This is a genomic window from Mesorhizobium sp. P3_B5, assembly GCF_056402815.1.
In genome coordinates this window covers 470,905-496,123 of the sequence record NZ_JBFUGR010000002.1, presented here as the reverse complement: position 1 = coordinate 496,123, position 25,219 = coordinate 470,905, and the positions used below count along the sequence as shown (strand labels likewise).

Below are 25,219 nucleotides of genomic sequence, written 5' to 3'. Positions count from 1 at the left end.
GTGATTGTACCGATCAGTACAATGCTCGCCATCACCTCTATTGATGGGAGAACGCCATGAGCCGTCCGCCGCTGCCGCCCTTTTCCGCCGAGACGACGGCGCAAAAAGCGCGGCTTGCCGAAGATGCCTGGAACAGCCGCGACCCGGAGCGGGTGTCGCTCGCCTATACCGAGGATAGCGTCTGGCGCAATCGCGCCGAATTCGTCGCCGGGCGGCCGCAGATCGTCGATTTCCTGACGCGCAAATGGGCACGCGAGCTCGACTACCGCCTCATCAAGGAGGTCTGGGCCTTTACCGACAACCGCATTGCCGTGCGCTTCGCCTATGAATGGCGCGACGACAGCGGCCACTGGTTCCGCTCCTACGGCAATGAAAACTGGGAGTTCGACGCAGCCGGACTGATGCGCCGGCGCCTCGCCAGCATCAACGACCTGCCTATCGCCGAGAGCGAACGAAAATATCACTGGCCGCTCGGCCGGCGGCCCGACGATCATCCGGGCCTGTCCGAACTCGGACTGTAAGGATGCGCCGGATCGCGCCCGATCGCGACAGCCTGCTGGCCATTTTGGCCGAGGTGTTTCGCGAGCATGGCTATGAGGGCGCCAGCCTGTCGCTGATCGGCGAAGCGACGAGGCTCGGCAAGGGCAGCCTTTATCATTTCTTTCCCGGCGGGAAGGAAGAGATGGCGGCAGCCGTCATCGCCCATATCGATGGCTGGTTCGAGGAGAATGTCTTCGTGCCGCTGCAGGACAGGGCCGACCCGCAAGCCGGCATGGAGCGCATGCTGGAGGCGACCGACAACTATTTCCGCTCCGGTCGCCGTGTGTGCCTGATCGGCGCCTTCGCGCTGGACGATGCGCGCGACCTTTTTGCCAAGGCGATAAAAAGCTATTTCGGCCGCTGGGTCGCGCATCTGACTGAGGCGCTGCAGCGCCTCGGCCATAGCCAGCCGCAAGCGGCCGAGCTCGCCGAAGAGACTGTCGCCGCCATCCAGGGCGCGCTTACCCTTGCCCGCGCCTTCGACGACACAGCGGTGTTTTCGCGTGCGCTGCAACGAGCGCGGGCGGCGCTCAAGGCCCGCTAGCTAGATCATCTCCAGCCCGCGCTTGCGGGTCGGCGGCGGGAAGGCGCGATCGAGGTCGGCGAGGTCTTCGCCGGTAAGCTTGATGTCGAGTGCGGCGACGTTCTGACGGACATGCTCCTGGCGGCTGGCTTTGGGAATGGCGATGACACCGTCCTGCGTCATCACCCAGGCCAGCGCGATCTGCGCGGCAGTGGCATTGTAGCGGGCGGCAATAGCCTCCAGCCTGGCATTGCGCGCCAGGGCGCCCTGCTCGACCGGCGAATAGGCCATCAGCGGAATGCTGCGCTGACGACTCCATGGTGCGAGGTCGAATTCGGGGCCGCGCCGCGACAGATTGTATAGCACCTGATTGGTCTGGACATGATCTCCGGACGACAGCCCGGCCAGCTCCTCCATCTCGTCGGTGTCGAAATTGCTGACGCCCCAGTGGCGGATCTTGCCAGCTTTCTTCAGCGCCTCAAACGCCTCGACTGTTTCCGCCAGAGGCACGCTGCCCGGCCAATGCAGGAGGTAGAGATCGATGCGGTCGGTGCGCATGCGCCTGAGGCTTTTCTCGCAAGCCGCCGGCACGCCGCTGCGCGAGGCATTGGACGGCAGCACCTTGGAGACGAGAAAGAGTTCGTCACGGCGTCCGGCAATGGCTTCCGCCACCACCTCCTCGGCGCCGCCGCTGGCATACATTTCGGCTGTGTCGATCAGCGTCATGCCGAGGTCGAGCCCGAGCTTCAGGGCGTTGACCTCATCGGCACGGCGACGGGCATCCTCGCCCATCTTCCATGTGCCTTGGCCAAGCACCTGAACGGCTTCGCCTGAAGGCAGCGTGGTGGTTCTTATCGTTGAGGACATTGCATGCTCCAGTCGAGGCCGGAGACCATCATAGCCAGCGGGAGAAATCCGGAAAGCATCTTCACCGGATTCTCCATCACCGTGGCAGATGTCTTACTTCACCGGGTGAGCGGCGAGCCAAGTCTGCATCTGCTTGATCTCGGCTTCCTGCGCGGCGATGACGCCTTCGGCCAGCTTGCGGATTTCCGGATCCTTGCCGTTGGCAAGCTCGACCTTGGCCATGTCGATCGCACCCTGATGATGCGGGATCATGCCCCTGACAAAATCGACATCGGCATTGCCGGAATATTCGATCATCATGTCGGTGTGCATCTTGTCCATCGCAGCCTTGTAGCCATCGGTCGAAGGACCTTCCGCGCCCATCGCCATACCGGCCATGTCATGTTTTACCTCCTCCGATTGCGCCGGGATGCTTTCGAGGAAAACGGCAAGCAGCATTCCCGCCGCCATCAGCAAAAGCACGATCTTTTTAGCCAAGGTCATTCATGGTCTCCTGTTGATTGGGTTTTCGTATTTGGGGGTTGAGTTCAGAGTTTCAACGTCCTGAGCCGCAATGCGTTGGCGATGACCGAGACCGAGGACAGGCTCATCGCCGCCGCGGCCAGCATCGGTGACAACAACGTTCCGGTCAGCGGATAGAGCACGCCGGCGGCGACCGGTACGCCCAACACATTGTAAAGGAAGGCGAAAAACAGGTTCTGGCGGATGTTGCGGATCGTCGCCTGGGCAAGCCGGCGGGCGCGGACGATGCCGTTCAGGTCGCCCTTGACCAGCGTGATCCCGGCGCTTTCGACCGCGACATCGGCGCCGGTGCCCATGGCGATGCCGACATCGGCGGCGGCAAGTGCGGGCGCATCGTTGACACCGTCGCCGGCCATGGCAACGCCGGCGCCTTTGGCGCGCAGTTCCTCGACGAGGGCTGCTTTCTGTTCCGGCAGCAGTCCGGCGCGCACCTCGTCGATGCCGAGCTTGCTCGCAATGGCTCTCGCCGTGCGCTCATTGTCGCCGGTCGCCATGATGATCCTCAGCCCACTGTCATGCAGTGCCTTGATCGCCTCGGCCGTCGTTGCCTTGACCGGGTCGGCGACGGCAACGATGCCGGCCAGCTTTTTCTCCACGGCAACGAACATCGCGGTCTTGCCTTCGGCCTGCAGCGCTTCGGCCTTGGCTGACACCGACCCGATGTCGATGCCGAGATCGGCCATCATTGCCGCGTTGCCGAGCGCGACCAGCTTGCCCGACACCGTGCCGGAAACGCCCTTGCCGGTGACCGCCTCGAAACCGCCGGCATCGGCGATCTTCAGGCCGCGTTCGCCGGCACCCTCGACGATCGCCTCTGCCAGCGGATGCTCGGAGCCCTTTTCAAGTGCTGCGGCGAGTGCCAGCAATTCATCTTCCACCATGCCTTCGACAGCGACGACATCGGTCAATTTCGGCCGGCCCTCGGTCAGTGTGCCGGTCTTGTCGACGATCAACGTGTCGACGGAGGCGAAGCGCTCGAGCGCCGCCGCTTCCTTGATCAGCACGCCGGCATGCGCCCCGCGGCCGGTGGCGGTCATGATCGACATCGGCGTCGCCAGACCCAGCGCGCAAGGACAGGCGATGATCAGCACCGACACTGCGGAGACGATGGCGAAGATCAGGCTGGGCTCAGGGCCGAGAAACGCCCAGGTGGTGAAAGCGAGCAGCGCGACCAGCACGACGGCGGGAACGAAATAGAAGGAGACGCGATCGGCCAACCCCTGGATCGGCGCCCGCGAACGCTGCGCCTTGGCGACCAGTTCGACAATGCGCGCCAGCGTCGTTTCGGCGCCAACCTTCTCGGCGCGCATGATCAGCGAACCGTATTTGTTGAGCGTGCCGCCGGTCAACGCGTCGCCTTGGGTCTTTTCGACCGGCAGCGGCTCGCCTGTGATCATCGATTCGTCGATGGCAGAGCGGCCCTCCAGCACGATGCCGTCGACCGGAACGGCGTCACCTGGGCGGATGCGCAGCCGGTCACCCGCCTTGACCGCGTCGAGCGGCACGTCATTTTCGGCACCGTCCGCGCCTATCAGCCGCGCCGTCTTCGGCGCCAGATCGAGCAGCGCGCGGATCGCCGAACCAGTTTGCTCGCGAGCCCGCAGCTCCAGCACCTGGCCAAGGAACACCAGCGCCACGATGACGGCGGCCGCCTCGAAATAGACCGGGACAGTGCCGTCATGACCGCGGAACTGGTGCGGAAAAATGTCCGGAAACAGCGTGGCGACGAGGCTGTAGAGATAGGCCGCGCCGACGCCGAGCGAGATCAACGTCCACATGTTGGGACTGCGGTTGACGACCGAGTCCCAGCCGCGATGGAAGAAGGGTAGCGCCGCCCACAGCACCACCGGGCTCGCCAACGCCAGCTCCAGCCAGACCATCGATCGTTCATCGATAAAGCTTGCGAAGGTTAGGCCGAACATCGGCGCCATGGCGACGATCAGCAAAGGCACCGACAGGATGGCACTGACCCAGAGACGCCGGGTGAAGTCGACAAGCTCCGGGTTTGGACCCTCGTCGCCGGTCGGCACTCCCATCGGCTCCAGCGCCATGCCGCAGATCGGGCAGGATCCGGGCTTGTCGCGGATGATTTCGGGATGCATTGGGCAGGTGTATTGCGTGCCTTTCGGCATCGCCTTCGGTTCTGGCCGGTCGCCAAGATATTTTGCCGGCTCCGCCTCGAACTTCGCCTTGCAGCCGGCCGAGCAGAAATAGAAATCCTGGCTCTCATGCCGCAAAGAATGCTTGGCCGTGGCAGGGTCGACGCTCATGCCGCAGACCGGATCGCGAGCCACAGTGGCCGCGACAGGTGCAGCATGCTTTGCCGAGCAGCAGCCGGCAGCGGCGTGCGCGTGATGGTCATGGTCGGAATGCGCCATTGAAAAAATGCCTTTGTGTCTCGATGCTGGTGCAGAGGTAGTGCTTCCAGTAACTGGAAGGTCAAGGGCTGATTTTCGACTTTTCTTGTGGCGGCGGTTGTCGGACTGCCGTAGACAACGCGTCCGTCCGCCCCATACCCAGCACCGCGAAAACGCGCTATAGACGCCGCCGAAAAGGCAAGGCCAACCCGCGCATATGGCAAAAATCTCTCTGAAGCTCGATGAACTGATCGACGGCGAAGCCTTGCGCCGCGAGATGACCGCGCTGACTGCGGCGACCGCAGGCGACGGCTCCGGGCAGGTGGTGCGCAGCGGCGTGCTTCAGCTTCTCAAGGGCCGGCTCGCCGATGGCCGCAAAACAGCCGAGGCCATGCTGCGGGATGACGGCAGCGGCAATGCCTGCGCCGCCAGGCTGTCGCATGTCATGGACGAGATCATCCGCGCGCTCTACGATTTTGCCGCGACCCATGTCTATCGGGTGAAAAACCCCTCGACGGCCGAACGCATGGCCGTCGTCGCCGTCGGCGGCTATGGCCGCGGCACGCTGGCGCCGGGATCCGACATCGATCTTCTGTTCCTGCTGCCCTACAAGCAGACGCCGTGGGGCGAGCAGACCGTCGAATACATGCTCTACATGCTGTGGGACCTCGGGCTGAAAGTCGGCCACGCCACCCGCAATATCGACGAATGCGTCAGGCTGTCGCGCACCGACATCACCATCCGCACCTCGATCCTGGAAGCACGCTTCCTGTGGGGCGAGCAAAAGCTCTATGACGAGCTTCTGCTGCGCTTCGACCACGAGGTGGTGCGCACGACCGGGCCTGAATATGTGCAGGCCAAGCTGGCCGAGCGCGACGAGCGCCACGCGAAGGCCGGCGAAAGCCGCTACCTCGTCGAACCCAACGTCAAGGACGGCAAGGGCGGCCTGCGCGACCTGCAGACGCTGTTCTGGATCGGGAAATATTTCTACCGGGTGCGCACCGGCGAGGAGCTGGTCGACAAGGGCGTCTTCACGGAAGGCGAATACCGGGAGTTCCAGAAGGCCGAGGATTTCCTGTGGGCGGTGCGCTGCCACATGCATTTCCTCACCGGCAAGCCTGAGGAGAGGCTGCATTTCGACATCCAGCGTGAGATCGCCGAACGGCTGGGCTACACCACCCATCCCGGCCTGTCGGCGGTCGAACGCTTCATGAAGCACTACTTCCTCGTCGCCAAGGATGTCGGCGACCTGACCCGCATCTTCTGCGCCGCGCTCGAGGAGGAGCAGGCCAAGCATGTGCCGGGCTTCAACCGTATCTTCCTGACTTTCTCCAGGCGCAAGCGCAAGCTGGCCGGCACCTCCGATTTCATCGTCGACAATCACCGCATCAACATTGCCGACGACACGGTGTTCGAGCGCGACCCGGTCAATCTGCTCAGGCTGTTCTGGTTTGCCGACAAGCACGGGCTGGAATTCCACCCCGACGCGCTGAAGCTGCTGACCCGTTCGCTCGGCCTGGTCAACAAGTCGCTGCGGCGCGACGAGGAGGCCAACCGGCTGTTCCTCGACATCTTGACCTCGGACCGCAACGCCGAGCTCAACCTGCGGCGCATGAACGAGGCCGGATTGCTGGGCAGGTTGATCCCGGATTTCGGCAAGATCGTCGCCATGATGCAGTTCTCGATGTACCACCACTACACGGTGGACGAGCACCTGATCCGCTGCATCGGCGTGTTGGCCGAGATCGAGCGCGGCGACGGCGAAAAAATCCATCCGCTTTCCCACACGCTGATGCCGGGGCTGAAGAAGAGCCGCGAGGCGCTCTATGTCGCGGTGCTGCTGCACGACATCGCCAAGGGACGGCTGGAGGACCATTCCGAAGCCGGCGCCCGCATCGCGCGGCGCATCTGCCCGCATATGGGACTGTCGCCGGCCGACACCGAAACCGTCGCCTGGTTGGTCGAGAACCACCTCGTCATGTCGATGACGGCGCAGACCCGCGATCTCAACGACCGCAAGACGATCGAGGATTTTGCCGCGATCGTGCAGTCGGTCGAACGGCTGAAGCTGCTGCTCATCCTCACCGTCTGCGACATCAGAGGCGTCGGGCCGGGCGTCTGGAACGGCTGGAAAGGCCAGTTGCTGCGCACGCTCTACTACGAAACCGAACTGCTGTTGACCGGCGGGTTTTCGGAAGTGTCGCGCGCGACGCGCACGGCGGCTGCCCGCGAGCGACTGGCCGAGGCGCTGTCCGCTTGGCCGGAAAAGGCTCGCAAGCGCTATGTCGGCCAGCATTACGAGAACTATTTGCTGACGGTCGATCTCCCCGACCAGCTTCGCCATGCCGAATTCATTCGCGAGGCGGATGTGGCCGGCAAGAAGCTCGCCACCATGGTCAAGACCCACCAGTTCGAGGGGGTGACCGAGATCACCGTGCTGGCGCAGGACCATCCGCGCCTGCTCTCGGTCATCGCCGGTGCCTGTGCGGGAGCCGGCGGCAACATCGTCGATGCGCAGATCTTCACCACCTCCGATGGCCGGGCGCTGGACACCATCCTGATCTCGCGGGAGTTCGACCGCGACGAGGATGAGCGCCGCCGCGCCGAGCGCGTCGGTAAGCTGATCGAGGACGTGCTGTCGGGCAAGAGCTGGCTGCCGGAGATGATCGAGAAGCGCACCAAGCCGCGGCGCGGCGCCAAGGTGTTCAAGATCCCGCCGCGCGCCGAAATCCGCAACACGCTGTCGAACCGGTTCTCGGTGATCGAGGTCGAGGGGCTGGACCGGCCAGGCCTGCTGTCCGAGATCACCGGCGCGCTGTCCGATCTGTCGCTCGACATCGCCTCGGCCCACATCACCACGTTTGGCGAAAAGGTCATCGACACCTTCTATGTCACCGACCTGACCGGCCAGAAGATCGACAGCCCGGCGCGCATCACGGCCATCCACAACCGGCTGATCGCGGCGCTTGAAGGCATCGCGCCCGAGCGCGGCGGCAAGGCCAAGGCGGCCGCCGAGTGATCGTCACCATCACTTTGTCCCAATCCCACAGGCAGTCTTCACCCGCATGAGCCTTGTCAGAAAATTCGCGACGGTCGCTTCCGGCACGCTGATGAGCCGTGCGCTCGGTTTTGGCCGCGAGATGCTGATGGCCGCCGCACTCGGCACCGGGCCGATCGCCGACGCCTTCAACGCCGCCTTCCAGTTTCCCAACACCTTTCGCCGGCTGTTCGCCGAAGGCGCCTTCAACGCCGCCTTCGTGCCGCTGTTTGCGAAGGAAATCGAAACCCACGGCACCGAGGGCGCCAAGCGCTTTTCGGAAGAAGTGTTCGGCGTGCTGTTTACCGCACTTTTGGCGCTGACCATTGCCATGGAACTGGCGATGCCGCTGATCGTGCGCTACCTGGTGGCGCCCGGCTTTGCCGACACGCCGGGAAAATTCGAGATGACGGTCACGCTTGCGACCATCATGTTCCCCTACCTGATCTGCATGTCGCTCGGCGCCATGATGGCCGGCATGCTGAATTCGCTGCGCCGCTACTTTGCCGCCGCGGTGGCGCCGGTGTTCCTCAACGTCATCCTCATCGGCGTGCTCGGCTATTCCTGGTACAAGGGGTTGGATGCCCGCGCGGTCGGCTTCGGTCTGTCCTGGGGCGTGCTGGCGGCGGGGCTGGTGCAATTGGCGATCGTCTGGGTGGCGGTGCGCCATGCCGGCATTTCGATCGGCTTTCGCCGGCCGAAGATGACGCCCAGCGTCAAGCGACTGTTGATCCTGGCGCTGCCGGCGGCGATCACCGGCGGCATCACCCAGATCAACCAGCTGATCGGCACGGCGATCGCTTCGGCGCAGGACAGCGCGGTCTCCTCGTTGGCCTATGCCGACCGCATCTACCAGCTGCCGCTCGGCGTCGTCGGCGTCGCTGTCGCCATCGTGCTGTTGCCGGAACTGTCGCGGGCGCTGAAATCGGGCAATCTGATCGAGGCGGCCAATCTGCAGAACCGCTCGGTCGAATTCACGCTGTTCCTGACCTTGCCGGCGGCCGCCGCACTTTGGGTGATGTCCGAGCCGATCGTGCGGCTGGTCTATGAGCGCGGCGCCTTTGCCGCCAACCACTCTACACCGACCGTGGCAGCGATCCTGGCGATCTTCGGCCTCGGCCTGCCGGCCTTCGTGCTGATCAAGGCGTTCACCCCCGGCTATTTCGCCCGCGAGGACACCCGCACGCCAATGATCTTCGCCGCCATCTCGGTGGCGGTGAACGTCACCACGGCGCTGACGCTGTTTCCGTCGATGGGCGCGCCGGGCATCGCGGTGGCTTCGGCAGTCGCCGGCTGGGTCAACGCGATGATGCTGCTTGCCGTGCTGATCCGGCGCGGCCATTGGGGCCGCGACGTGCCGCTGTTGAAGCGCATTCCAAGGCTGGCGCTGTCGGCGGCGGTGATGGGCGTCGCGCTCTATTTTGCCGAGCACTGGTTCGCGGTCAGGCTCGGCCCCGGCTCGCCGCTGGTGATCAAGGCGGCGACGCTGCTGTCGCTGGTTGCCGGCGGTGCGGCACTCTATTTCGCCACCGCTTTCGCCACCGGCGGCGCCGATTTCGGCATGATCCGGCGCAATGCCATGCGGGGCGCCGCGAAGGCACCGCCCTCCGCCGCAAAATCCGATCTCGACGAATAGGTCCCGCAACCTCACGGCGAAGGCGGTCTTGATCAGATCGCCGCCTTCGTCCATAAGCGCGCCGTCGAAAGACTTTCGCCGCGCGCGAAACGGCCCTCCACAAGCCAAGGGAACAAAAATGACCGCCTTCAAGCCACTCGTTTTTTCCGGGGTACAGCCGACCGGCAATCTGCATCTCGGCAACTATCTCGGCGCCATCAAGAAATTCGTCGCGCTGCAGGACACCTCCGACTGCATCTATTGCGTCGTCGACCTGCATTCGCTGACCGCCCAGCTCGTCCATGAAGACCTCGCCGACCAGACGCGGTCGATCACTGCGGCGTTTCTCGCCTCCGGCATCGACCCGAAGAAGCACATCGTCTTCAACCAGTCGCGGGTGATGCAGCATGCCGAGCTCGCCTGGGTCTTCAATTGCGTGGCGCGCATCGGCTGGATGAACCGCATGACGCAGTTCAAGGACAAGGCCGGCAAGGACCGCGAGAATGCCTCGCTCGGCCTGCTCGCCTATCCCTCCCTGATGGCGGCCGACATCCTCGTCTACCGTGCCACTCATGTGCCGGTGGGCGACGACCAGAAGCAGCATCTGGAGCTGACCCGCGACATCGCGCAAAAATTCAACAATGACTTTTCGGACCGGATCGCCGGCCTTGGCGTCGGCGTCGAGATGCAAATCGGCGAGGAGACGGTGAACGGCTATTTCCCGCTGACGGAGCCGATCATTGGTGGACCGGCGGCGCGCATTATGTCGTTGCGCGACGGCTCGAAGAAGATGTCGAAGTCGGACCCGTCGGACCTGTCGCGCATCAATTTGACCGACGATGCCGACACTATTTCGAAGAAGATCCGCAAGGCCAAGACCGACCCGGAAGCGTTGCCAAGCGAGCTGGACGGTCTGGCCACAAGGCCCGAGGCGGAGAACCTGGTCGGTATCTACGCCGGCCTCGCCGAGATCTCGAAGGCCGACGTGCTGAAGGCGTTCGGCGGCCAGCAGTTTTCCGTGTTCAAGCCGGCGCTCGCCGACCTGGCGGTGGAGAAGCTGGCGCCTATTGCCGGCGAGATGCGCCGCATTTCCGATGACCGCGCCTATGTCGACGCGGTGCTGAAGGATGGCGGCGAACGCGCCGGCGTGTTGGCCGAGGCGACGATGAAGACCGTGCGCGACATTATCGGCCTGCTGCAGGGCTGATCTGCATCGACTTGACCTGCACCAACACCAGAACACCGGCCGGCCGCTTGCAGCCAGCCTGTGCGGGTGGCAGATTGCGGACCGAAACCATCGACAGGTAGAATATGGTCTCCAAACGCCTTAGTCGCGAAGCCGGCCATCGCCGCAAGTTCCTGGCGATCATCGACGACACGCCGGAATGCGAGCGCGCCGTCGCCTACGCCTCGAAGCGGGCGCAGAGCACCAGCGGCGTGCTGGTGCTGCTCTATGTGATCGAGCCTGACGATTTCCAGCACTGGCTGGGCGTCGAAAAGATCATGCGCGAGGAGGCCAACGCCACGGCGCGTACCGCGCTCGACAGCTACGCCAACAAGGTACGCCAGAAGCTCGGCATCGAGCCGGAACTGGTGGTGCGCGAAGGCAAGCCGACCGAAGAAATCCACAAGCTGATCGAGGAAGACCAGGACATCGCCATCCTCGTGCTGGCGGCCGGCGCGGGCAAGGAAGGCCCAGGACCGCTGGTCGGCGCCGTCGCCGGCAAGGGCGCCGCTTTCCCGATCCCGGTCACCGTAGTGCCGCAGAACCTGTCAGATGAGGAGATCGACAGCCTCGCCTGAGGTGTGCTGATATTCAGGTGAGGCCAGCCTGCAAATGGCGGCTTCCTGCGCTTCCGGTGCTCACGTACTTCAAGTACGCTCCGCTCCGGTTCTCGGAAGCCACCATTCTCGGCGTGGCCTGACCCGAATCTCAACACACCTCAAAGTGCGTTGCAGAGCGCGCAAAAGCATTCCGCCAGCCAGCCGTTCCGGCGACGCGTTTCGCTTGAATGTCCAGCCAATAGAGCCTATTTAGAATTATTCCAAACTAGCTGCCCGGCATGGGCACGGAGACGGCCATGTTCATCCAGACCGAATCGACACCAAACCCGGCAACCCTGAAGTTCCTGCCCGGCAAGGAAGTGCTTCTCGAAGGCACAGCCGATTTCCGCGATGCCGACAGTGCCGCAATCGCTTCGCCGCTGGCCGGACGGCTGTTCGAGATCCCCGGCGTGACCGGTGTGTTCTTCGGCTATGATTTCATCACCGTGACCAAGGACGGCCCCGACTGGCAGCATTTGAAGCCGGCAATCCTCGGCGCCATCATGGAGCATTTCATGTCGGGCGCGCCCGTCATGGCCAAGGCCGGACCCGCCGCCGAGACCAGCCAGACCGGCGAGTTCTACGACAAGGCCGACGAGGAACTGGTCATCACCATCAAGGAACTGCTCGACACAAGGGTGCGCCCAGCGGTTGCACAGGACGGCGGCGACATCACCTTCCGCGGCTTCGAGAACGGCACCGTGTTCCTGCATATGAAGGGCGCCTGCGCCGGCTGCCCGTCTTCGACGGCGACGCTGAAGCACGGCATCCAGAACCTGCTTCGGCATTTTGTGCCGGAAGTGCAGGCCGTCGAACAGGTTTCTTAAGACCCTTTGTTTCTTACGCAATTCCGGACGGAAAACCGCTGCACACTTTTCCTGGAATTGCTCCAATCACCTTCGAGCAGACAACAAAAAACCGGGCCGAATTGCCCGGTTTTCTGTTTGGGACGTCCGTTGTTGCCTAGACGGTCCGCGTACGAAGGTAATCTTCTACTTTGACCAAGATCTTGCCCGAAAACCGGTTTCCACTTTTCGCTTACGCGGACCTCCGGTTCGGGATCATGGTCCTACATCACAATGACCTTGGCGCCGACCGAGGCGCGGTCATAGAGGTCGATAATGTCCTGGTTCATCAGCCGGATGCAGCCTGACGACATTGCCTTGCCGATCGAGTTCCACTCCGGGCTGCCATGCAGGCGGTAGCCCATGTCGCCGCCCTTGTTGAACAGGTACATGGCGCGTGCGCCGAGCGGGTTCTTCAGGCCAGGCTCCATGCCATCGGCAAACTTGGCCAGTTCCGGCTGGCGCTGAATCATCTGCTTCGGCGGCGTCCAGGTCGGCCATTCGCGCTTCAGCGCGATGTGGGCGGTGCCGTGCCATTCAAAGCCTTCGCGGCCGACGCCGATGCCGTAGCGTATCGCCCGGCCGTCGCCCTCGACGAAGTACAGGAACTTGTTCTGCGTATCGACGATGATGGTGCCCGGCTTTTCCGAGGTGTCGTAGTTGACCTCCTGCCGGTGATACTTCAGCGGCACCTTTTCGATCGGGATGCGCGGCAATTGATAGCCGGCATCGGTGACTGCGCCGTAGTTGTTGGTGAACAGCTGCGCACCGATGGTGCTGCAACCCGAGATCGCGGTCGACAACGCAAGAGCGGCAACGATTGCAAGTGACTTCATGCGCATGAAAATGTCCGATGCCCGACCCTGATGTAGCGGCACGAGTCGGCCGCTTTTGTCAGGAACATTCATGCTGGCATTTGCTTTGCTTGCCAAGCGCGCGATGCCCATATGCAAGAGCTTACGTGCCGGTAAGCTCACAACTATGGCATTTTGGCAACAGGCCTCACAGGATTGTGAAGGAAATTCAATGGGTGGTCCCGCCAGACACCTGAGAATTGAGGAACCACTATGAATGTCGGTGGTGCCGCGCAACGTTCCGGACTGCCGGCCAAGACCATCCGCTACTACGAAGAGATCGGCCTGATCGCGCCGGCGCGATCAGGCAATGGCTACCGCGATTAATTCAGGCGACGACATCCATCGACTGGCCTTTTTGCGCCGCGCCCCGCAATCTCGGCTTTTCAATCGACGATCGCCGCCAGCTGATGGCGCTCTACCAGGACCGCAGCTGCGCCAGCCACGGCGTGCGCGAAATCGCCGCCGCCCATGTCAGCGCCATCGAGGAAAAGGTGCGCGAATTGCAGCCGATGCGCGTGACCTTACAAAAACGGATCCACGCCTGCCACGGCGACGACAGGCCGGATTGTCCGATTTTGGACGATATGGCGGGGGCGGTGTTGCTCAACGAAAAAGGCGCTTCGGCGTCGGCATAGGACCGCGTCGACGCGGCTGAGCACCACCGATCGGCTTAATTGCGTAATTGCTAATATGCCTATAGTTTAGTCAACGCGGGGGGCGGCCCAACCCCAACCCGCAGTGGCCGGTGCGGCCTCCGCACCCCCGAGGTAAACCGCACCGGCCATTACCCCTAGGGCTGGATAGGTGGAGTCGTGGTGTCCCCGCCAGCGCCAACCTTCGCGACGCGATGGGCTCCGACGATCCAAGCGAGTTCGCACTACCATTGAGGAAGATCGCCGAGACCGAGAGAGGCGCTTGGCGGGGTAATCCCCCGCCATTCTACGGATGGTAGCCAAAGGTCCGGCGAGCCTAGGGCCCTTGGTCGTAATTGCGCGATTGCTAATATGCTCATAGTTTAATCAGCGCGGGGGACGGCCAAAAACAGCCCGCAGTGGCCGGTGCGGCCACCTCAACCCCAAACACCCCAGCCGCACCGGCCATTCCCTCACGGCTGGGTGGCGCCACTGGAACCATTATCCGTTCCGCGCGTTCACGCGAACCTGGAGTGTATCCACCATGGTAGAGGAACAAGGCAAGCCGCACGCGGGCTATAGCCTTGTTGTGCGCCGACTGGTGGAATATACTGGCATTTCGGAAGATCAGGCCCGCGAGCTTATCGGCTTTATTGGGGCTCAGAACTGGACATCGCTTGTGAGGGAAGCCCGCATTCTGGCCTCTCAGCAAGCCTAGCCGCTACTTCCCCGTGCTCGATATTGTGATTGGTCCATCCCATCATCGGGACGCATGCTGGCCCTGGGTCAAACAGGGCCTGCGGATCAGACTAGCGCTATGCCCCAGGACCCATCCGAATTGAACAGTTTTGGGATAAGAACCCGCTGGTAATGCCATGGATGGAGAAATTCCTTCCAATAGATCGTATGTGGCAAGATTGTATGGCCACGGCAATAGGTATATTCATCAATGGCTGTATAGGTTGGACGATATTATCTCTATTTGTTACGAAGATCGTATTAATTGGTATAATAAGTGCACTTCCTTCATCGTACCTTCTGGCTAGTTTCAATAATAGAATGTCCCGTGCGCAGCGGAAGTTCTTCCACGCCACGAGAGATGAGGGAAGAAGTGACAACGCCAATAATGCAACTGGCTCAAACGGCCCCTTTGTGGGGAGGTAGCTACCAACCGCAGACTGTGGGTTTGTCAAAGATATAGTCGCCCCTAACAAATGAGTTCAAACCGTGAACAAAGTCTGGCATGGTGCCGGCCATGCCGATCATTTCCCCGATTCCCATCAATCCTCTGATCGACGGCCGCCAATCGGAACGCGCGCTATTGGTGCGGCGCGGCGTGCAGCGGCTGCTCATGCAAATGGGCATGCATGTACTGCCCGAATTGTCGCTCGCCACCGGCCGCCGCGCTGACCTCGTGGCGCTGACCCGCCAGGGCGACATCTGGATCATCGAGATCAAATCCTCGATCGAGGATTTCAGGGTCGACCGCAAATGGCCTGACTACCGATTGCACTCCGACCGCTTTTTCTTCGCCACCCATCCCGGCGTGCCCGCGGAGATTTTTCCCGAGGAATGCGGATTCATCCTCTCGGACGGTTACGGCGCCGAGATCATGCGCGATGCGCCGGAGCACCGCATGGCCGCGGCGACGCGCAAGGCGCTGATGCTGAGGATCGCGCGGGCCGGTGCATCGCGGCTGCTGGCGGCGGAACTAGCCGGCGTCTCGGTGCCGGCGCTGGAGGGTGAGAGCGAGTAGGTCCGCCGCAAATGTGCGCCGCACTAGCCGATGCGCCGCCGCCTGTCGATTTCGCCCGATCGAGGGTTTTTGCGCCGGACCGCGAAAAATATTTTATCCCGCACCGATGATTTCCGCTCCCCTGCGCTGTCCTGATCAATAGGCGCTGGATGGTCCAGCTGCCGGAAAGCGAGGTGATCCATGCGATCGTTACAAGGTCAGAATGTCGTCGTCGTCGGAGGCAGCCGGGGTGTCGGCCGCGCAATCGTAGAAGCTGCGCTTGGCGAGGGGGCGACCGTTCTCGCCGTCGCCCGCGGCGCAGCCGCCCTGAAGGAGCTTTCTTGGGAGAACCCAGGCTTGAAGACCCTTGCGGTCGACGCGACGAATGAGGTCGCGCCCGAGGTGGTTTTCGACACGCTTGCGCCGGATGTGCTGGTGATCTGCGCCGGCGCCCTTGCCCCTTCCGCATACTTGCAGGAACAGAGCTGGGAGGTCTTCTCCGCAAACTGGGAAACTGACGTCAAGGCGGCATTCCTGTTCTGCAAGGCTGCGCTCAACGATCCGCTCAAACCGGGGACCCGAATTGTGCTGATCTCCAGTGGCGCAGCCTTGAGCGGCGGACCACCGTTCGCCGGCGGCTATGCCGGCGCAAAACGCATGCAGATGTTCCTGGCTGGTCATTGCCAGAAGGAATCGGATCGGCTTGGACTGGGCCTGCGCTTCATGGCGCTCGCACCGGCTCGCATCATGCCAGGGACCGGCGTAGGCGATGCCGGCCTCGATGGCTTTGCTGCGTATCTGGGCATCCAGCCTGCAGAAATCCTCGCCAGCATGACCGACATGCAGACGCCGGCCGATGTGGGCCGCGCGGTGGTCGCGCTCGCCACCGGGAAATCGGAAGGCAGTTCCTTCACGGTCAGCGGCAGCGGACTTGCGGCAGCGGCCTGAGGCGCTCAGGATGCAAGGCAATTTCAGCACCGCAGGCTGCCTATGACAGATGCTCCTGGCCCTGTTGAGCCACTGGGCCGGCCGATCCTCGACCGGCCGGCCTTCGAGCGTCTCACGGCTGCCCACCGCCGCGAGCTCAAGCTCCATTGCTATCGGATGATGGGTTCGCTGCACGAGGCGGATGACCTTGTCCAGGACACCTTCCTGCGGGCCTGGCGCGGGCGGTCGCAGTTCGACGCGCGCGGCTCGCTGCGCGGCTGGCTCTACACGATCGCCACCAACTGCTGCCTCAACGCGCTCAAGGCGAGGTCGACGGCGCAGCGCCTTCTCCAGCAGCCCGAACGACCGCCCTCGCGCGGGCCGGCCACGGGCGGGCCGGCTCCAGAGCTCAGCTGGCTGGAGCCTTACCCGAATGCGGAGCTTCCGGACCTCGTTGACGGCGAGCCCGGTCCGGAAGCGCGCTATGAAACGCGCGAGGCCGTGCAACTGGCCTTCGTCGCCGCGATCCAGCTTCTGCCGCCCAGGCAGCGGGCCGCCCTTTTGCTGTGCGACGTGCTGGGATGGTCGGCGCTTGAGACTGCACAGTTGCTCGGCGGGTCAACCGCTTCGATCAACAGCGCCCTGCAGCGGGCGCGCGCGACGCTTGGCGCGCGATATCCTCGGGGACGTCCCCTGCATCGATCGCAGCCCAGCCGCCAGGAGGCCCTGCTGCTCGAACGCTACATGCGGGCCTGGCAGGCCGCCAGCCTCGACGGCTTGATCGAACTGCTGCGCGAGGATGCCAGCTATCACATGCCGCCGTGGCGGGACTGGTACCAGGGACGCGAGGCAATCCGAGGTTTCTTCGAGACCGTCTGGACCAATTTCGCCGGCTACCATGCGGTCGCCACCGGCGCCAATGGCCAGTCCGCGGTTGCGGTCTACGCGCGCCGCCACGGGGATTTCGTGTGGCAAGCCCAGTCCCTGCATGTCATCGAGCCTGCCGGCGACAGGATCGCCTTGCTGACGGTCTATGTCGGTCCGCTCGGCCAAGACTTGTTTACGGCCTTCGGCCTGCCGCTTGTCTGGCCTAATCCTCGTCAGTAGCCTCGCCCGCGGCCGGCGCCAGGAGCAGCATGGCGGCGCCGAGGAGGGCGGCGATGAAGGAGCCGGCGAGGATGCCGACCTTGACCGCGTCCTGCAGCGCCAAATCATTGGCGAAGGCGAGCAGGCCGATGAACAGGCTCATGGTGAAGCCGATGCCGCACAGCAGCGAAATGCCGATCATGTGCAGCCAGCCGGCGTTGACCGGCAGGTCGGCAAAGCCGAGCCGGATGGCAAGTGCCGAGGAGCCGAAGACGCCAACCAGCTTACCGGCGACGAGGCCGGCGGCGACGCCGAGCGTCAGCGGCTCGACCAGGGCGGCAGCGCTCAGGCCGGCGAGCGAGACGCCGGCATTGGCAAAGCCGAAGATCGGGATGACGAAGAAGGGTACTAGTCTGTGCAGGCCATGCTCGAGCCGGTGCAGCGGCGAATGGTCGAGATCGTGGCCGCTGCCCGGGGAAACCTTGAGCGGGATGGTCAGCGCCAGCGCCACACCGGCGAGCGTGGCGTGGACGCCGGATTTCAGCACCAGCACCCAGAGCACGATGCCGAGCACGATATAGGGCGCGAGCGTCAGCACACGCATGCGGTTGAGCACGATGAGCACTGCGATCACCGCGAAGGCGGCGCCGAGATAGGCGAGCGACAGGCCGTTGGTGTAGAAGATGGCGATGATGATGACAGCGCCGAGATCGTCGATGATGGCGAGCGCGGTGAGGAAGATTTTCAGCGACGCCGGCACGCGGCTGCCGAGCAGCGACAGCACGCCAAGCGCAAAGGCGATGTCGGTGGCGGTCGGGATCGCCCAACCGGAGAGTGCTGCTGAATTGTTGCGGTTGATGGCGACATAGACCAGGGCCGGCACAACCATGCCGCCGGCTGCCGCAACGCCGGGCAGGACACGTCGCGGCCAGGTCGAGAGCTGGCCGTCGAGCATCTCTCGCTTGATCTCCAGGCCGACCAGCAGGAAAAACACCGCCATCAGCCCGTCATTGATCCAGTGCGAGACGCCGAGCGGCCCGACATAGGCGTGGAGAGCGGCAAAGTAGGTCTCGGCCAGCGGCGAATTGGCGACGATCAGGGCAAGTGCGGCGGCCACCATCAGAATGATGCCGCCGGCCGCCTCGCCATCGAGGAATTCGCGAAGGATGGATTTTGGTTGCGGTTCGCGCATGTGCTCTCCGTTGCCGGGTCGGCGTTGTTGGCGATGATGCGCAGGCGCCGCTGTCGACGCAAGGCGCCTGTTTCACGTCGCAGATCGCAAACCTTGGAGACTGGCTGAAACGTCTATCACTTCGTCATTCTATGGCGTAGCAAGGAGCGAAGCGACGAGGCGCAGACCATAGAATCCATGCCGGGGCCGCCGAGCGCCGCTTCGGTACAGAATTCTGCTCCGCTGCACTCCACGGCGGATATCACGGCATGGATCCTTGGGTCTTCGCGACGCTTTGCGTCGCTACGCCCAAGGATGACGAAGCTCGGCTTAACGCGGCGCGCGCTTGGCCAGTATCCGCTGCAGCGTGCGGCGATGCATGTTGAGGCGGCGCGCGGTTTCCGAGACGTTGCGGTCGCACATTTCGTAGACGCGCTGGATGTGTTCCCAGCGCACGCGGTCGGCCGACATCGGATTTTCGGGCGGCGCGGCGCGTTCGCCGGCGGTGCGGGTGAGTGCTGCAAAAATGTCGTCGGCATCGGCAGGCTTCGACAGATAGTCGATGGCGCCGAGCTTCACCGCCGTTACCGCGGTGGCGATGTTGCCATAGCCGGTGAGGATGATGGCGCGGGCGTCGTCGCGCTTCTCGCGGATGGCGGCAACGACATCGAGACCGTTGCCGTCGCCGAGCCGCATGTCGACCACCGCATAGGCGGGCGGATTGGCGCGCGCCTTGGCCACCGCCTCCTCGACGCTCTCGGCGGTGTCGACCACGAAACCCCTGGTTTCCATGGCGCGAGCAAGGCGCGTGAGAAATGGTTTGTCGTCGTCGACGATCAGCAGCGAGGTGTCCTCGCCCTCAACCATTGCACCAATTATCTCGTCGCCTGTCATCGTGTTCAAAAATCCTGCTGCCTTAATTTTACGCAGATATCGTCCCGAAGCGCCATTGTCCAATTTAAGCGGTGTCAAACATGGTGGCCGAGGCCGATTCGGGATTGAGGAAGACACTGCGCGGCCACGCTATATGCACGACCGCGCCCTCGCCCAGCCCGCTCGAATTGCGGAAATCGAGCGTAGCGCCCGAGCGTTCCAGCAAGGTCTTGGCGATGAAAAGCCCGAGGCCGAGGCCGCCGCCGGCTTCGTTGCCCTGGCGCGTCGACATATAGGGCTCGCCGATGCGGTCGATGATTTCGGGCGGGAAACCCGGCCCGTCGTCGATTATCGAGAAGGTGACGTCATCCTCGTCCCAGCTCCAGCGCACGGTGACGGTCTTGCGGGCGAAATCGACGGCGTTCTCGACCAGATTGCCGAGGCCGTAGATGACGCCGGGATTGCGCCGTCCGACTGGTTCGGCGCCAATGCGCTCGCCCGGGCGCAGCCGGATCGAGATGCCGAAATCGCGGTGCGGGGCGGTCACCTCCTCGACCAGCGAGGTCAGCGGCAGCCGGGAGAGATGCGCCTCGCCCTCGGATGACAGGCTGGTGAGGCGCTTGAGGATTTCGCGGCAGCGCTCGCTTTGCGAGCGCAGCAGCGTCACGTCCTCGCGGTATTTCGAGTCTTCGCCGAGCGCCTTTTCCATCTCCTTGGAGACCAGCGCTATGGTGGCGAGCGGCGTGCCCAGCTCATGTGCCGCGGCGGCGGCGAGACCATCGAGCGCCGACAGATGCTGCTCGCGCTGCAGCACCAGTTCGGTGGCGGCGAGCGCGTTGGCGAGCAGGCGGGCTTCCTCGGCGACGCGGAAGGCGTAGATCGCGGTGAAGGCGATCGAGGAGAACACCGCCATCCAGATGCCGGCGACATAGACGAACGGCATCGCCAGCGGCGCATCCTCATGCCAGGGCAGCGGCGAATGGAAGAAAACCAGCAGGCTCGCCGCCGCCATCACCAGCACGCCGAGGACAGCGGTAAGGCGCAGCGGCAGCGATGCCGCCGAGATGACGACGGGCACGGTCAGCAGCACCGAAAACGGATTGGTCAGGCCGCCGGTCATGTAGAGCAGGCCGGCAAGCTGCAGGCTGTCGAAGGTCAGGATGGCAAAGGCCGAAAGCGGGGTCAGCCGATGTGCCGCCGGATAGCGAAAGGTCAGCAGCAGGTTCATCCACGCCGAGCAGGCGATCAGCGCAAAGCAGATGCTGACCGGCAGCGGGAATTTCAGCCCATAGGCGACGACAAGCACCGCCAGGCTCTGACCGACGATGGCCAGCCAGCGCAGCCGGATCAGCGTGTTGAGGCGCAGCCGCTGGCTTTGCTGGAAGTCGGGTGTGCGCAGGATCTTGATCATGGCAAAGGATTATAGCCGGGAAAGGACAAAGGCTAGGTCCCACGCGGTTTGGCGCGGTCGGTGGCCGTGGCGAGCAGCGGATTCTCCGGCCAGACATGCCTGGGGTAGCGGCCGCGCATGTCGGCCCGCACATCGGCCCAGGAGCCGCGCCAGAAGCCGGGCAGGTCGCGTGTCGTCTGGATCGGCCGGTGCGCCGGCGACAGCAGTTCGAGCGTCATCGGCACGGTGCCGTTGGCGATGGACGGATGCCGGTCGAGGCCGAACAGCTCCTGGACGCGAACCGCCAGAACCGGCCATTCGCCATCATAGCGGATCGGCACATGGCTGCCCGAAGGTGCGTCGAAATGGGTCGGCGCCAGCGTGTCGATCTTGCGCTGCAAGTCGTGCGGCACCAATGCCATGAGGCCCGAGGAGAGCGTGCCCGAATTGATCGTCGAGAACGACGCCGCGCCGGAGAGAAACGGCAACAGCCAGTCGTCAAGACGTTCCACAAGTGCCGTATCCGAAACATCGGGCCAGGGGGCGCCGAGGCCGCGATGCAGCCAGCCGAGCCGATGGCGCAGCGTCTCCGCCTCCTTGCCCCATTCCAGCAGCGACAGCCCATGTTGGCGCAACGCGTCGAGGATGGCACGATCGGCATCGGCGCCGGTGGGCGCCGGCAGCATACGCTCGGACAGTGCGATGGCGCCGAGACGAACGGTTTCGCGCACGCGCACCGCGCGCCGGTCGCGATCGAAGCTCACCTCGCGGCGCGTCTCTATCTTGTCCACGAGCGCGGCGCGAATGTCGGCTTCGTCGACAGCCGCCGCCGCGGTGATGCGCGCATTCTGCGCCTTGCCTTGCAGGTCGGCGACGACGAGCCAGGTCTCGCCGGCCAACGGATCGGCGGCGTCGAGCATGGCGCCGGAGCCATTGGCCAGCACGAAACGGCCACGCTCGCCGCGCGCCTTGGCGACGCGATCCGGCCAGGCATGGATGAGAAGCGCGCCGGCGGACGCCGGCTCATTGTTTCTGCTGCCGCTGGCCTGTTTGGCCAGCCGCTCGGCTAGCTGGCGCGCGGCGGTGGCGCGCGGCGATCTCTCGGAGCGAAACCGCATCAGCCGCCGTTCGAGGTCGGCGCCGTCGCCGCCCAGGCCGCGCTCGGTGAGCAGCACGGCGAGCATCGCCGCCTCGAAGGCATGGCCGCTCCCCGACGCTTCGGCGACCATGTGGGCGAGCCGCACCGGCAGTGCCAGCCTGCGCATCGCGCCGCCCGCTTCCGTCAGCCGCCCTGCTCCGTCGATGGCGTGCAGCGCGCTGAGCAGCGCCCTCGCCTCGTTGAGCGCCGGGGCGGGCGGCGGATCGAGGAAGGAGAGGCTCGTGGGATCGGCGACGCCAAAGGCGGCGCAATCGAGCAGCAGTCCGGAAAGGTCGGCCTCAAGGATTTCCGGCGGGGTGAAGGCGGGAAGTGCCGCCGTCTGCTCGGCCCGCCACAGCCGAACCGCGACACCGGCTTGCGTGCGGCCGGCGCGGCCGGCACGCTGGTCGGCGGAAGCTCTGCTGACGCGCACCGTCTCCAGCCGCGTCAAGCCGCTGGCCGGCTCGTAGCGCGGCAGCCGCGACAGGCCGGAATCGATGACGACGCGCACGCCGTCGATGGTGATCGAGGTCTCGGCGATCGACGTCGCCAGCACCACCTTGCGGCGGCCCGGCGGCGCCGGCTTGATCGCCGCGTCCTGCGCCTTGCCGTCAAGCATGCCGTAGAGCGGCACGATGTCGGTGTCGGCGCCAATGCGTCCCAGCAAGCGCTCGGCGGTGCGCTCAATCTCGCGTTGGCCGGGCAGGAAGGCAAGCACGCTGCCGCTCTCGTCGGCGAGAGCGGAGCGGATCGCCTTGGCCATGGCGTCTTCGATGGGGATGCCTGCCGGGCGCTCGTCGTAACGTATGTCAACCGGAAAGGCGCGACCCTCGCTCTCGATCTCCGGCGCGCCGGAAAGCAGTTTGCCGACACGCGCACCGTCGAGCGTCGCCGACATGACCAGCAAGCGCAGATCGGGCCGCAACGCGCCTTGCACATCGAGCGCCAGCGCCAGGCCGAAATCGCCGTCGAGCGAGCGCTCGTGGAACTCGTCGAAGAGCACCGCCGAGACACCCGGTAACTCGGGGTCGTCGAGAAGCATCCGCGCGAGCACGCCTTCGGTGACGACGAGGATTTTCGTCCGCGCCGAAGTGCGGTTTTCCATGCGCATGGCGTAGCCGACGGTGTCGCCGGGCTCCTCGCCGAGCAACTCGGCCATGCGCCGCGCCGCAGCGCGGGCGGCAAGCCGGCGCGGCTCGAGCAGGATGATCTTGCCGGTGCCAAGCCAAGGCGCGTCGAGCAGCGCCAGCGGCACCAGCGTCGTCTTGCCAGCACCCGGCGGCGCCACCAGCACTGCGCTGTTGCCGCGACCAAGCGCTTCGCTCAACGCCGGTAGGACGGCGGAAACCGGAAGTTCTGGCAGAGGTTTTCTGGTCATCGTCCCACGGACGTGTTCATCCAATCGCGGCACATAAGCAGCGTCCGCATATCAGCGGCGATGGCTGCCGCGCAACTGATCGAGCTGGCTGGATCAAAGCCGGGTCCGCGAAAACGGGTTCCAGCGCACCGTGCCCAGCCTCGCCTCCTCGCGCACCATGGTCAGCAGGCCGGAACCGCCGACGACCGCGAGGCCGACCAGCGACAGAAAATCCGGATATTCCTGGAAGAACAGCGCGCCGAGGATGACCGCCCAGACGATCTGCGAATAATGCGTTGGCGCGACCCGGTTGGCCGGGGCGTATTTCATGGCCAGCAACTGCAGCAATTGTCCGCCGGCGGTAAAGGCGCCGGCCATCACCAGCCACACCAACTGTCTTCCATCCGGAATGGTGAACGAGGTGGCGGCGGCACCGATACCGTTGAACAGCAACCCATAGCCGATCAATACGCCCAGCATGGTCGTGCGCTTTTCCTGCTGGGCGAGCGAGCGCATCAGGATGACGCTGGTGGCGGCGAGGAAGGCGATGGTGAAGGCGGCTAGATGGCCGAGATGCAGTTCGCGAAAACCCGGCCTGACGACCAGCATGACACCGGCAAAGCCGGCGACGACCGCCAGCCATCGCCACGGGCCGACCTTCTCTTTCAGGATCAGCGTGGAAAGAATTGTGACGAACAGCGGCGCCAGGAAGATCAGCGCGTAGACTTCGGCCAACGGGATGGTGGTGAAGGCATAGACGCTGAGCACGCCGGAAGCGATGCCGGCCCAAGCGCGCGCCTGCACGGCCCACGGCCGCTTGGTGCGCCAGAAATCACGCCAGCGCTCATCTGCCGGGCGCGTGAAGAAGAGAAAGCAGCCGGCAAACAGGGTCGAGAAGAAACCGATCTCGAACACCGTGAACTGCCCACCCAGACTTTTGACAACGGCATCGCTGCACGAATAGCTTGCATAGGCGATGAGGGCGAGCAGGATTCCGTTCGTCACGATTTTCCATTTCCGGGGAGAGCAGTGTGAAGGTACTGGCGCTCGGTGCGCATCCTGACGACCTCGAGATTTTCATGTTCGGTACGATGGCCGCCTATGCCACGCAAGGCGCAGAACTGATTTTTGCCATAGCCACGGACGGCGCCAAGGGCGGCAAAGGCGCTCCCGGCTCACTCGTCCGCGCGCGCCGTGAAGAGGCGACCGCGGCGGCAGCCTTGCTTGGCGTGACGCCGCACTTTCTCGACTTTCCTGACGGCGAACTGGTTGAGGATTCGGCATTGATCGGCGCTCTCAAGGCCCTGATCGGCGCGGTGCAACCAAACCTGGCGATCACCCATGCGCCGAACGACTATCATGGCGACCATCGCGCGCTGTCGGATGGCGTGCGCATCGCGACGTCTTTCGCGGTGCCGGTGCTGCATGCCGACACGCTCGGCGGCACCGGTTTTTCGCCGACGCACTATGTCGATATCTCCACCCATTTCGATCTCAAGGCGAAGGCGATCCGGGCGCACCAGTCGCAGGATCCCGAGCGCTTCGTCGATGCGGCGCGCGTGCAGAACGCCTTTCGTGCCGGCCAATGCAATGGCGCGGCAGGCTCTTTTGCGGAAGCTTTTCGCTTCGAACCGGTGTTCCCCTTCGCCGACATCCGTGCCCTGTTGCCGCCGGCACCGCCGGTCCGGACGGTGATGGTCAGCACCAAAACGGTCACGTGATCGGTTCGCAAGCGCGCCGAGACCTCTGACCGACCCTTCGATTCTCATCGAACCCTGCCTTGTAAAACTTAGGCTTTTTCCGGTCGGCAGCCGGCCTCGCCGTATCATGTTGCGGTGCAGCGACGAATTCGCTTGCGTTGTTTAGTAAAAATTGCATCACTAAACAAATTACTAAACATCTGCCGCGCCGCTGCGTCGCCAT

21 protein-coding genes and 1 pseudogene are annotated in these 25,219 nt (G+C 64.0%); 13 read left to right on the top strand and 9 right to left on the bottom strand.

Annotation, left to right across the window (positions count from 1 at the left end; all coding sequences use genetic code 11):
• The first annotated feature begins 56 nt into the window (after positions 1-56).
• Both AC1DVW_RS07355 and AC1DVW_RS07350 read left to right on the top strand, forming a co-directional pair.
• Complete coding sequence (locus tag AC1DVW_RS07355; protein WP_477322140.1) at positions 57-521, top strand: nuclear transport factor 2 family protein; 465 nt, start codon at positions 57-59, stop codon at positions 519-521.
• A gap of 2 nt (positions 522-523) precedes the next feature.
• Positions 524-1,084 carry a TetR/AcrR family transcriptional regulator gene (locus AC1DVW_RS07350; protein ID WP_477322138.1) on the top strand — a complete coding sequence of 187 codons (561 nt, stop codon included), beginning with the start codon at positions 524-526 and terminating at the stop codon, positions 1,082-1,084.
• Here the strand turns inward: AC1DVW_RS07350 and AC1DVW_RS07345 are convergent, their stop codons facing one another.
• From AC1DVW_RS07345 to AC1DVW_RS07335, 3 genes are all read right to left on the bottom strand, one after another.
• Positions 1,085-1,930 carry an aldo/keto reductase gene (locus AC1DVW_RS07345; RefSeq protein WP_477322137.1) on the bottom strand — a complete coding sequence of 282 codons (846 nt, stop codon included), beginning with the start codon at positions 1,928-1,930 and terminating at the stop codon, positions 1,085-1,087.
• Positions 1,931-2,023: 93 nt separating this feature from the next.
• The gene (copM, locus tag AC1DVW_RS07340) at positions 2,024-2,413 is read right to left on the bottom strand and encodes a CopM family metallochaperone (RefSeq protein ID WP_477241277.1); all 390 of its coding nucleotides are present in this window, start codon (positions 2,411-2,413) and stop codon (positions 2,024-2,026) included.
• Between the two features lie 44 nt (positions 2,414-2,457).
• Positions 2,458-4,830 carry a heavy metal translocating P-type ATPase gene (locus AC1DVW_RS07335; RefSeq protein WP_477322135.1) on the bottom strand — a complete coding sequence of 791 codons (2,373 nt, stop codon included), beginning with the start codon at positions 4,828-4,830 and terminating at the stop codon, positions 2,458-2,460.
• Between the two features lie 196 nt (positions 4,831-5,026).
• On the opposite strand from AC1DVW_RS07335, the gene AC1DVW_RS07330 reads away from it, so the two are divergent.
• The 5 genes from AC1DVW_RS07330 (at position 5,027) to AC1DVW_RS07310 (ending at position 12,112) form a co-directional block, all read left to right on the top strand.
• On the top strand, positions 5,027-7,828 hold the full coding sequence (locus tag AC1DVW_RS07330; RefSeq protein ID WP_477322133.1) for a [protein-PII] uridylyltransferase: 2,802 nt from the start codon (positions 5,027-5,029) through the stop codon (positions 7,826-7,828).
• 46 nt (positions 7,829-7,874) lie between these two features.
• Positions 7,875-9,482: a murein biosynthesis integral membrane protein MurJ gene (murJ, locus tag AC1DVW_RS07325; RefSeq protein ID WP_477322131.1), complete on the top strand. Its 1,608-nt coding sequence runs from the start codon at positions 7,875-7,877 to the stop codon at positions 9,480-9,482.
• Positions 9,483-9,600: 118 nt separating this feature from the next.
• Positions 9,601-10,668, top strand: coding sequence for a tryptophan--tRNA ligase (trpS, locus tag AC1DVW_RS07320; RefSeq protein WP_477241269.1), 1,068 nt, complete (start codon positions 9,601-9,603; stop codon positions 10,666-10,668).
• 104 nt (positions 10,669-10,772) lie between these two features.
• The gene (locus AC1DVW_RS07315; protein WP_477241267.1) at positions 10,773-11,264 is read left to right on the top strand and encodes a universal stress protein; all 492 of its coding nucleotides are present in this window, start codon (positions 10,773-10,775) and stop codon (positions 11,262-11,264) included.
• 278 nt (positions 11,265-11,542) lie between these two features.
• Entirely contained in the window at positions 11,543-12,112 is a 570-nt protein-coding gene (locus AC1DVW_RS07310; protein ID WP_477241265.1) for a NifU family protein, read from the top strand.
• A 242-nt stretch (positions 12,113-12,354) separates the two neighbouring features.
• Here AC1DVW_RS07310 and AC1DVW_RS07305 read toward each other — a convergent pair whose 3' ends face one another.
• Positions 12,355-12,972 (bottom strand): L,D-transpeptidase, encoded by a 618-nt coding sequence (locus AC1DVW_RS07305; RefSeq protein WP_477275682.1) that lies wholly within the window; start codon positions 12,970-12,972, stop codon positions 12,355-12,357.
• A gap of 225 nt (positions 12,973-13,197) precedes the next feature.
• Between AC1DVW_RS07305 and AC1DVW_RS07300 the strand changes: the two are divergent.
• From AC1DVW_RS07300 to AC1DVW_RS07280, 5 genes and pseudogenes are all read left to right on the top strand, one after another.
• Positions 13,198-13,622: pseudogene (locus AC1DVW_RS07300) on the top strand (MerR family DNA-binding protein).
• Positions 13,623-14,163: 541 nt separating this feature from the next.
• On the top strand, positions 14,164-14,337 hold the full coding sequence (locus AC1DVW_RS07295) for a hypothetical protein (protein ID WP_477322129.1): 174 nt from the start codon (positions 14,164-14,166) through the stop codon (positions 14,335-14,337).
• Between the two features lie 537 nt (positions 14,338-14,874).
• The gene (locus AC1DVW_RS07290) at positions 14,875-15,375 is read left to right on the top strand and encodes an MmcB family DNA repair protein (RefSeq protein ID WP_477322127.1); all 501 of its coding nucleotides are present in this window, start codon (positions 14,875-14,877) and stop codon (positions 15,373-15,375) included.
• 180 nt (positions 15,376-15,555) lie between these two features.
• On the top strand, positions 15,556-16,302 hold the full coding sequence (locus tag AC1DVW_RS07285) for an SDR family NAD(P)-dependent oxidoreductase (protein ID WP_477322125.1): 747 nt from the start codon (positions 15,556-15,558) through the stop codon (positions 16,300-16,302).
• Positions 16,303-16,344: 42 nt separating this feature from the next.
• A complete protein-coding gene (locus AC1DVW_RS07280; protein WP_477322123.1) occupies positions 16,345-17,388 on the top strand; it encodes an RNA polymerase subunit sigma-70 in 1,044 nt (347 codons plus the stop codon).
• On the opposite strand, the gene nhaA is transcribed toward AC1DVW_RS07280, so the two are convergent.
• The 5 genes from nhaA to AC1DVW_RS07255 form a co-directional block, all read right to left on the bottom strand.
• Positions 17,372-18,559, bottom strand: a complete 1,188-nt coding sequence (nhaA, locus tag AC1DVW_RS07275; RefSeq protein ID WP_477322121.1) for a Na+/H+ antiporter NhaA — start codon at positions 18,557-18,559, stop codon at positions 17,372-17,374. The two genes, AC1DVW_RS07280 and nhaA, sit on opposite strands and share 17 nt — an antisense overlap.
• A 309-nt stretch (positions 18,560-18,868) precedes the next feature.
• Positions 18,869-19,432 carry an ActR/PrrA/RegA family redox response regulator transcription factor gene (locus AC1DVW_RS07270; RefSeq protein ID WP_477241250.1) on the bottom strand — a complete coding sequence of 188 codons (564 nt, stop codon included), beginning with the start codon at positions 19,430-19,432 and terminating at the stop codon, positions 18,869-18,871.
• Between the two features lie 64 nt (positions 19,433-19,496).
• Positions 19,497-20,822: an ActS/PrrB/RegB family redox-sensitive histidine kinase gene (locus AC1DVW_RS07265; protein WP_477322119.1), complete on the bottom strand. Its 1,326-nt coding sequence runs from the start codon at positions 20,820-20,822 to the stop codon at positions 19,497-19,499.
• Between the two features lie 32 nt (positions 20,823-20,854).
• A complete protein-coding gene (gene hrpB, locus AC1DVW_RS07260; RefSeq protein ID WP_477322117.1) occupies positions 20,855-23,317 on the bottom strand; it encodes an ATP-dependent helicase HrpB in 2,463 nt (820 codons plus the stop codon).
• A gap of 93 nt (positions 23,318-23,410) precedes the next feature.
• Positions 23,411-24,301, bottom strand: coding sequence for a DMT family transporter (locus AC1DVW_RS07255; protein ID WP_477322115.1), 891 nt, complete (start codon positions 24,299-24,301; stop codon positions 23,411-23,413).
• 26 nt (positions 24,302-24,327) lie between these two features.
• On the opposite strand from AC1DVW_RS07255, the gene AC1DVW_RS07250 reads away from it, so the two are divergent.
• Positions 24,328-25,017, top strand: coding sequence for a PIG-L deacetylase family protein (locus AC1DVW_RS07250; RefSeq protein ID WP_477322113.1), 690 nt, complete (start codon positions 24,328-24,330; stop codon positions 25,015-25,017).
• Positions 25,018-25,219 lie beyond the last annotated feature (202 nt).

Bases quoted from the DNA above. Each gene is read 5' to 3' on its own strand.
- AC1DVW_RS07295 (WP_477322129.1), top strand. From the start codon at position 14,164: ATGGTAGAGGAACAAGGCAAGCCGCACGCGGGCTATAGCCTTGTTGTG.
- AC1DVW_RS07355 (WP_477322140.1), top strand. From the start codon at position 57: ATGAGCCGTCCGCCGCTGCCGCCCTTTTCCGCCGAGACGACGGCGCAA.
- AC1DVW_RS07265 (WP_477322119.1), bottom strand. From the start codon at position 20,822: ATGATCAAGATCCTGCGCACACCCGACTTCCAGCAAAGCCAGCGGCTG.
- AC1DVW_RS07305 (WP_477275682.1), bottom strand. From the start codon at position 12,972: ATGCGCATGAAGTCACTTGCAATCGTTGCCGCTCTTGCGTTGTCGACC.
- AC1DVW_RS07315 (WP_477241267.1), top strand. From the start codon at position 10,773: ATGGTCTCCAAACGCCTTAGTCGCGAAGCCGGCCATCGCCGCAAGTTC.
- AC1DVW_RS07270 (WP_477241250.1), bottom strand. From the start codon at position 19,432: ATGACAGGCGACGAGATAATTGGTGCAATGGTTGAGGGCGAGGACACC.
- murJ (WP_477322131.1), top strand. From the start codon at position 7,875: ATGAGCCTTGTCAGAAAATTCGCGACGGTCGCTTCCGGCACGCTGATG.
- AC1DVW_RS07285 (WP_477322125.1), top strand. From the start codon at position 15,556: ATGCGATCGTTACAAGGTCAGAATGTCGTCGTCGTCGGAGGCAGCCGG.
- AC1DVW_RS07280 (WP_477322123.1), top strand. From the start codon at position 16,345: ATGACAGATGCTCCTGGCCCTGTTGAGCCACTGGGCCGGCCGATCCTC.
- AC1DVW_RS07310 (WP_477241265.1), top strand. From the start codon at position 11,543: ATGTTCATCCAGACCGAATCGACACCAAACCCGGCAACCCTGAAGTTC.
- copM (WP_477241277.1), bottom strand. From the start codon at position 2,413: ATGACCTTGGCTAAAAAGATCGTGCTTTTGCTGATGGCGGCGGGAATG.
- nhaA (WP_477322121.1), bottom strand. From the start codon at position 18,559: ATGCGCGAACCGCAACCAAAATCCATCCTTCGCGAATTCCTCGATGGC.
- AC1DVW_RS07350 (WP_477322138.1), top strand. From the start codon at position 524: ATGCGCCGGATCGCGCCCGATCGCGACAGCCTGCTGGCCATTTTGGCC.
- AC1DVW_RS07335 (WP_477322135.1), bottom strand. From the start codon at position 4,830: ATGGCGCATTCCGACCATGACCATCACGCGCACGCCGCTGCCGGCTGC.
- hrpB (WP_477322117.1), bottom strand. From the start codon at position 23,317: ATGACCAGAAAACCTCTGCCAGAACTTCCGGTTTCCGCCGTCCTACCG.
- AC1DVW_RS07330 (WP_477322133.1), top strand. From the start codon at position 5,027: ATGGCAAAAATCTCTCTGAAGCTCGATGAACTGATCGACGGCGAAGCC.
- AC1DVW_RS07345 (WP_477322137.1), bottom strand. From the start codon at position 1,930: ATGTCCTCAACGATAAGAACCACCACGCTGCCTTCAGGCGAAGCCGTT.
- AC1DVW_RS07290 (WP_477322127.1), top strand. From the start codon at position 14,875: ATGCCGATCATTTCCCCGATTCCCATCAATCCTCTGATCGACGGCCGC.
- trpS (WP_477241269.1), top strand. From the start codon at position 9,601: ATGACCGCCTTCAAGCCACTCGTTTTTTCCGGGGTACAGCCGACCGGC.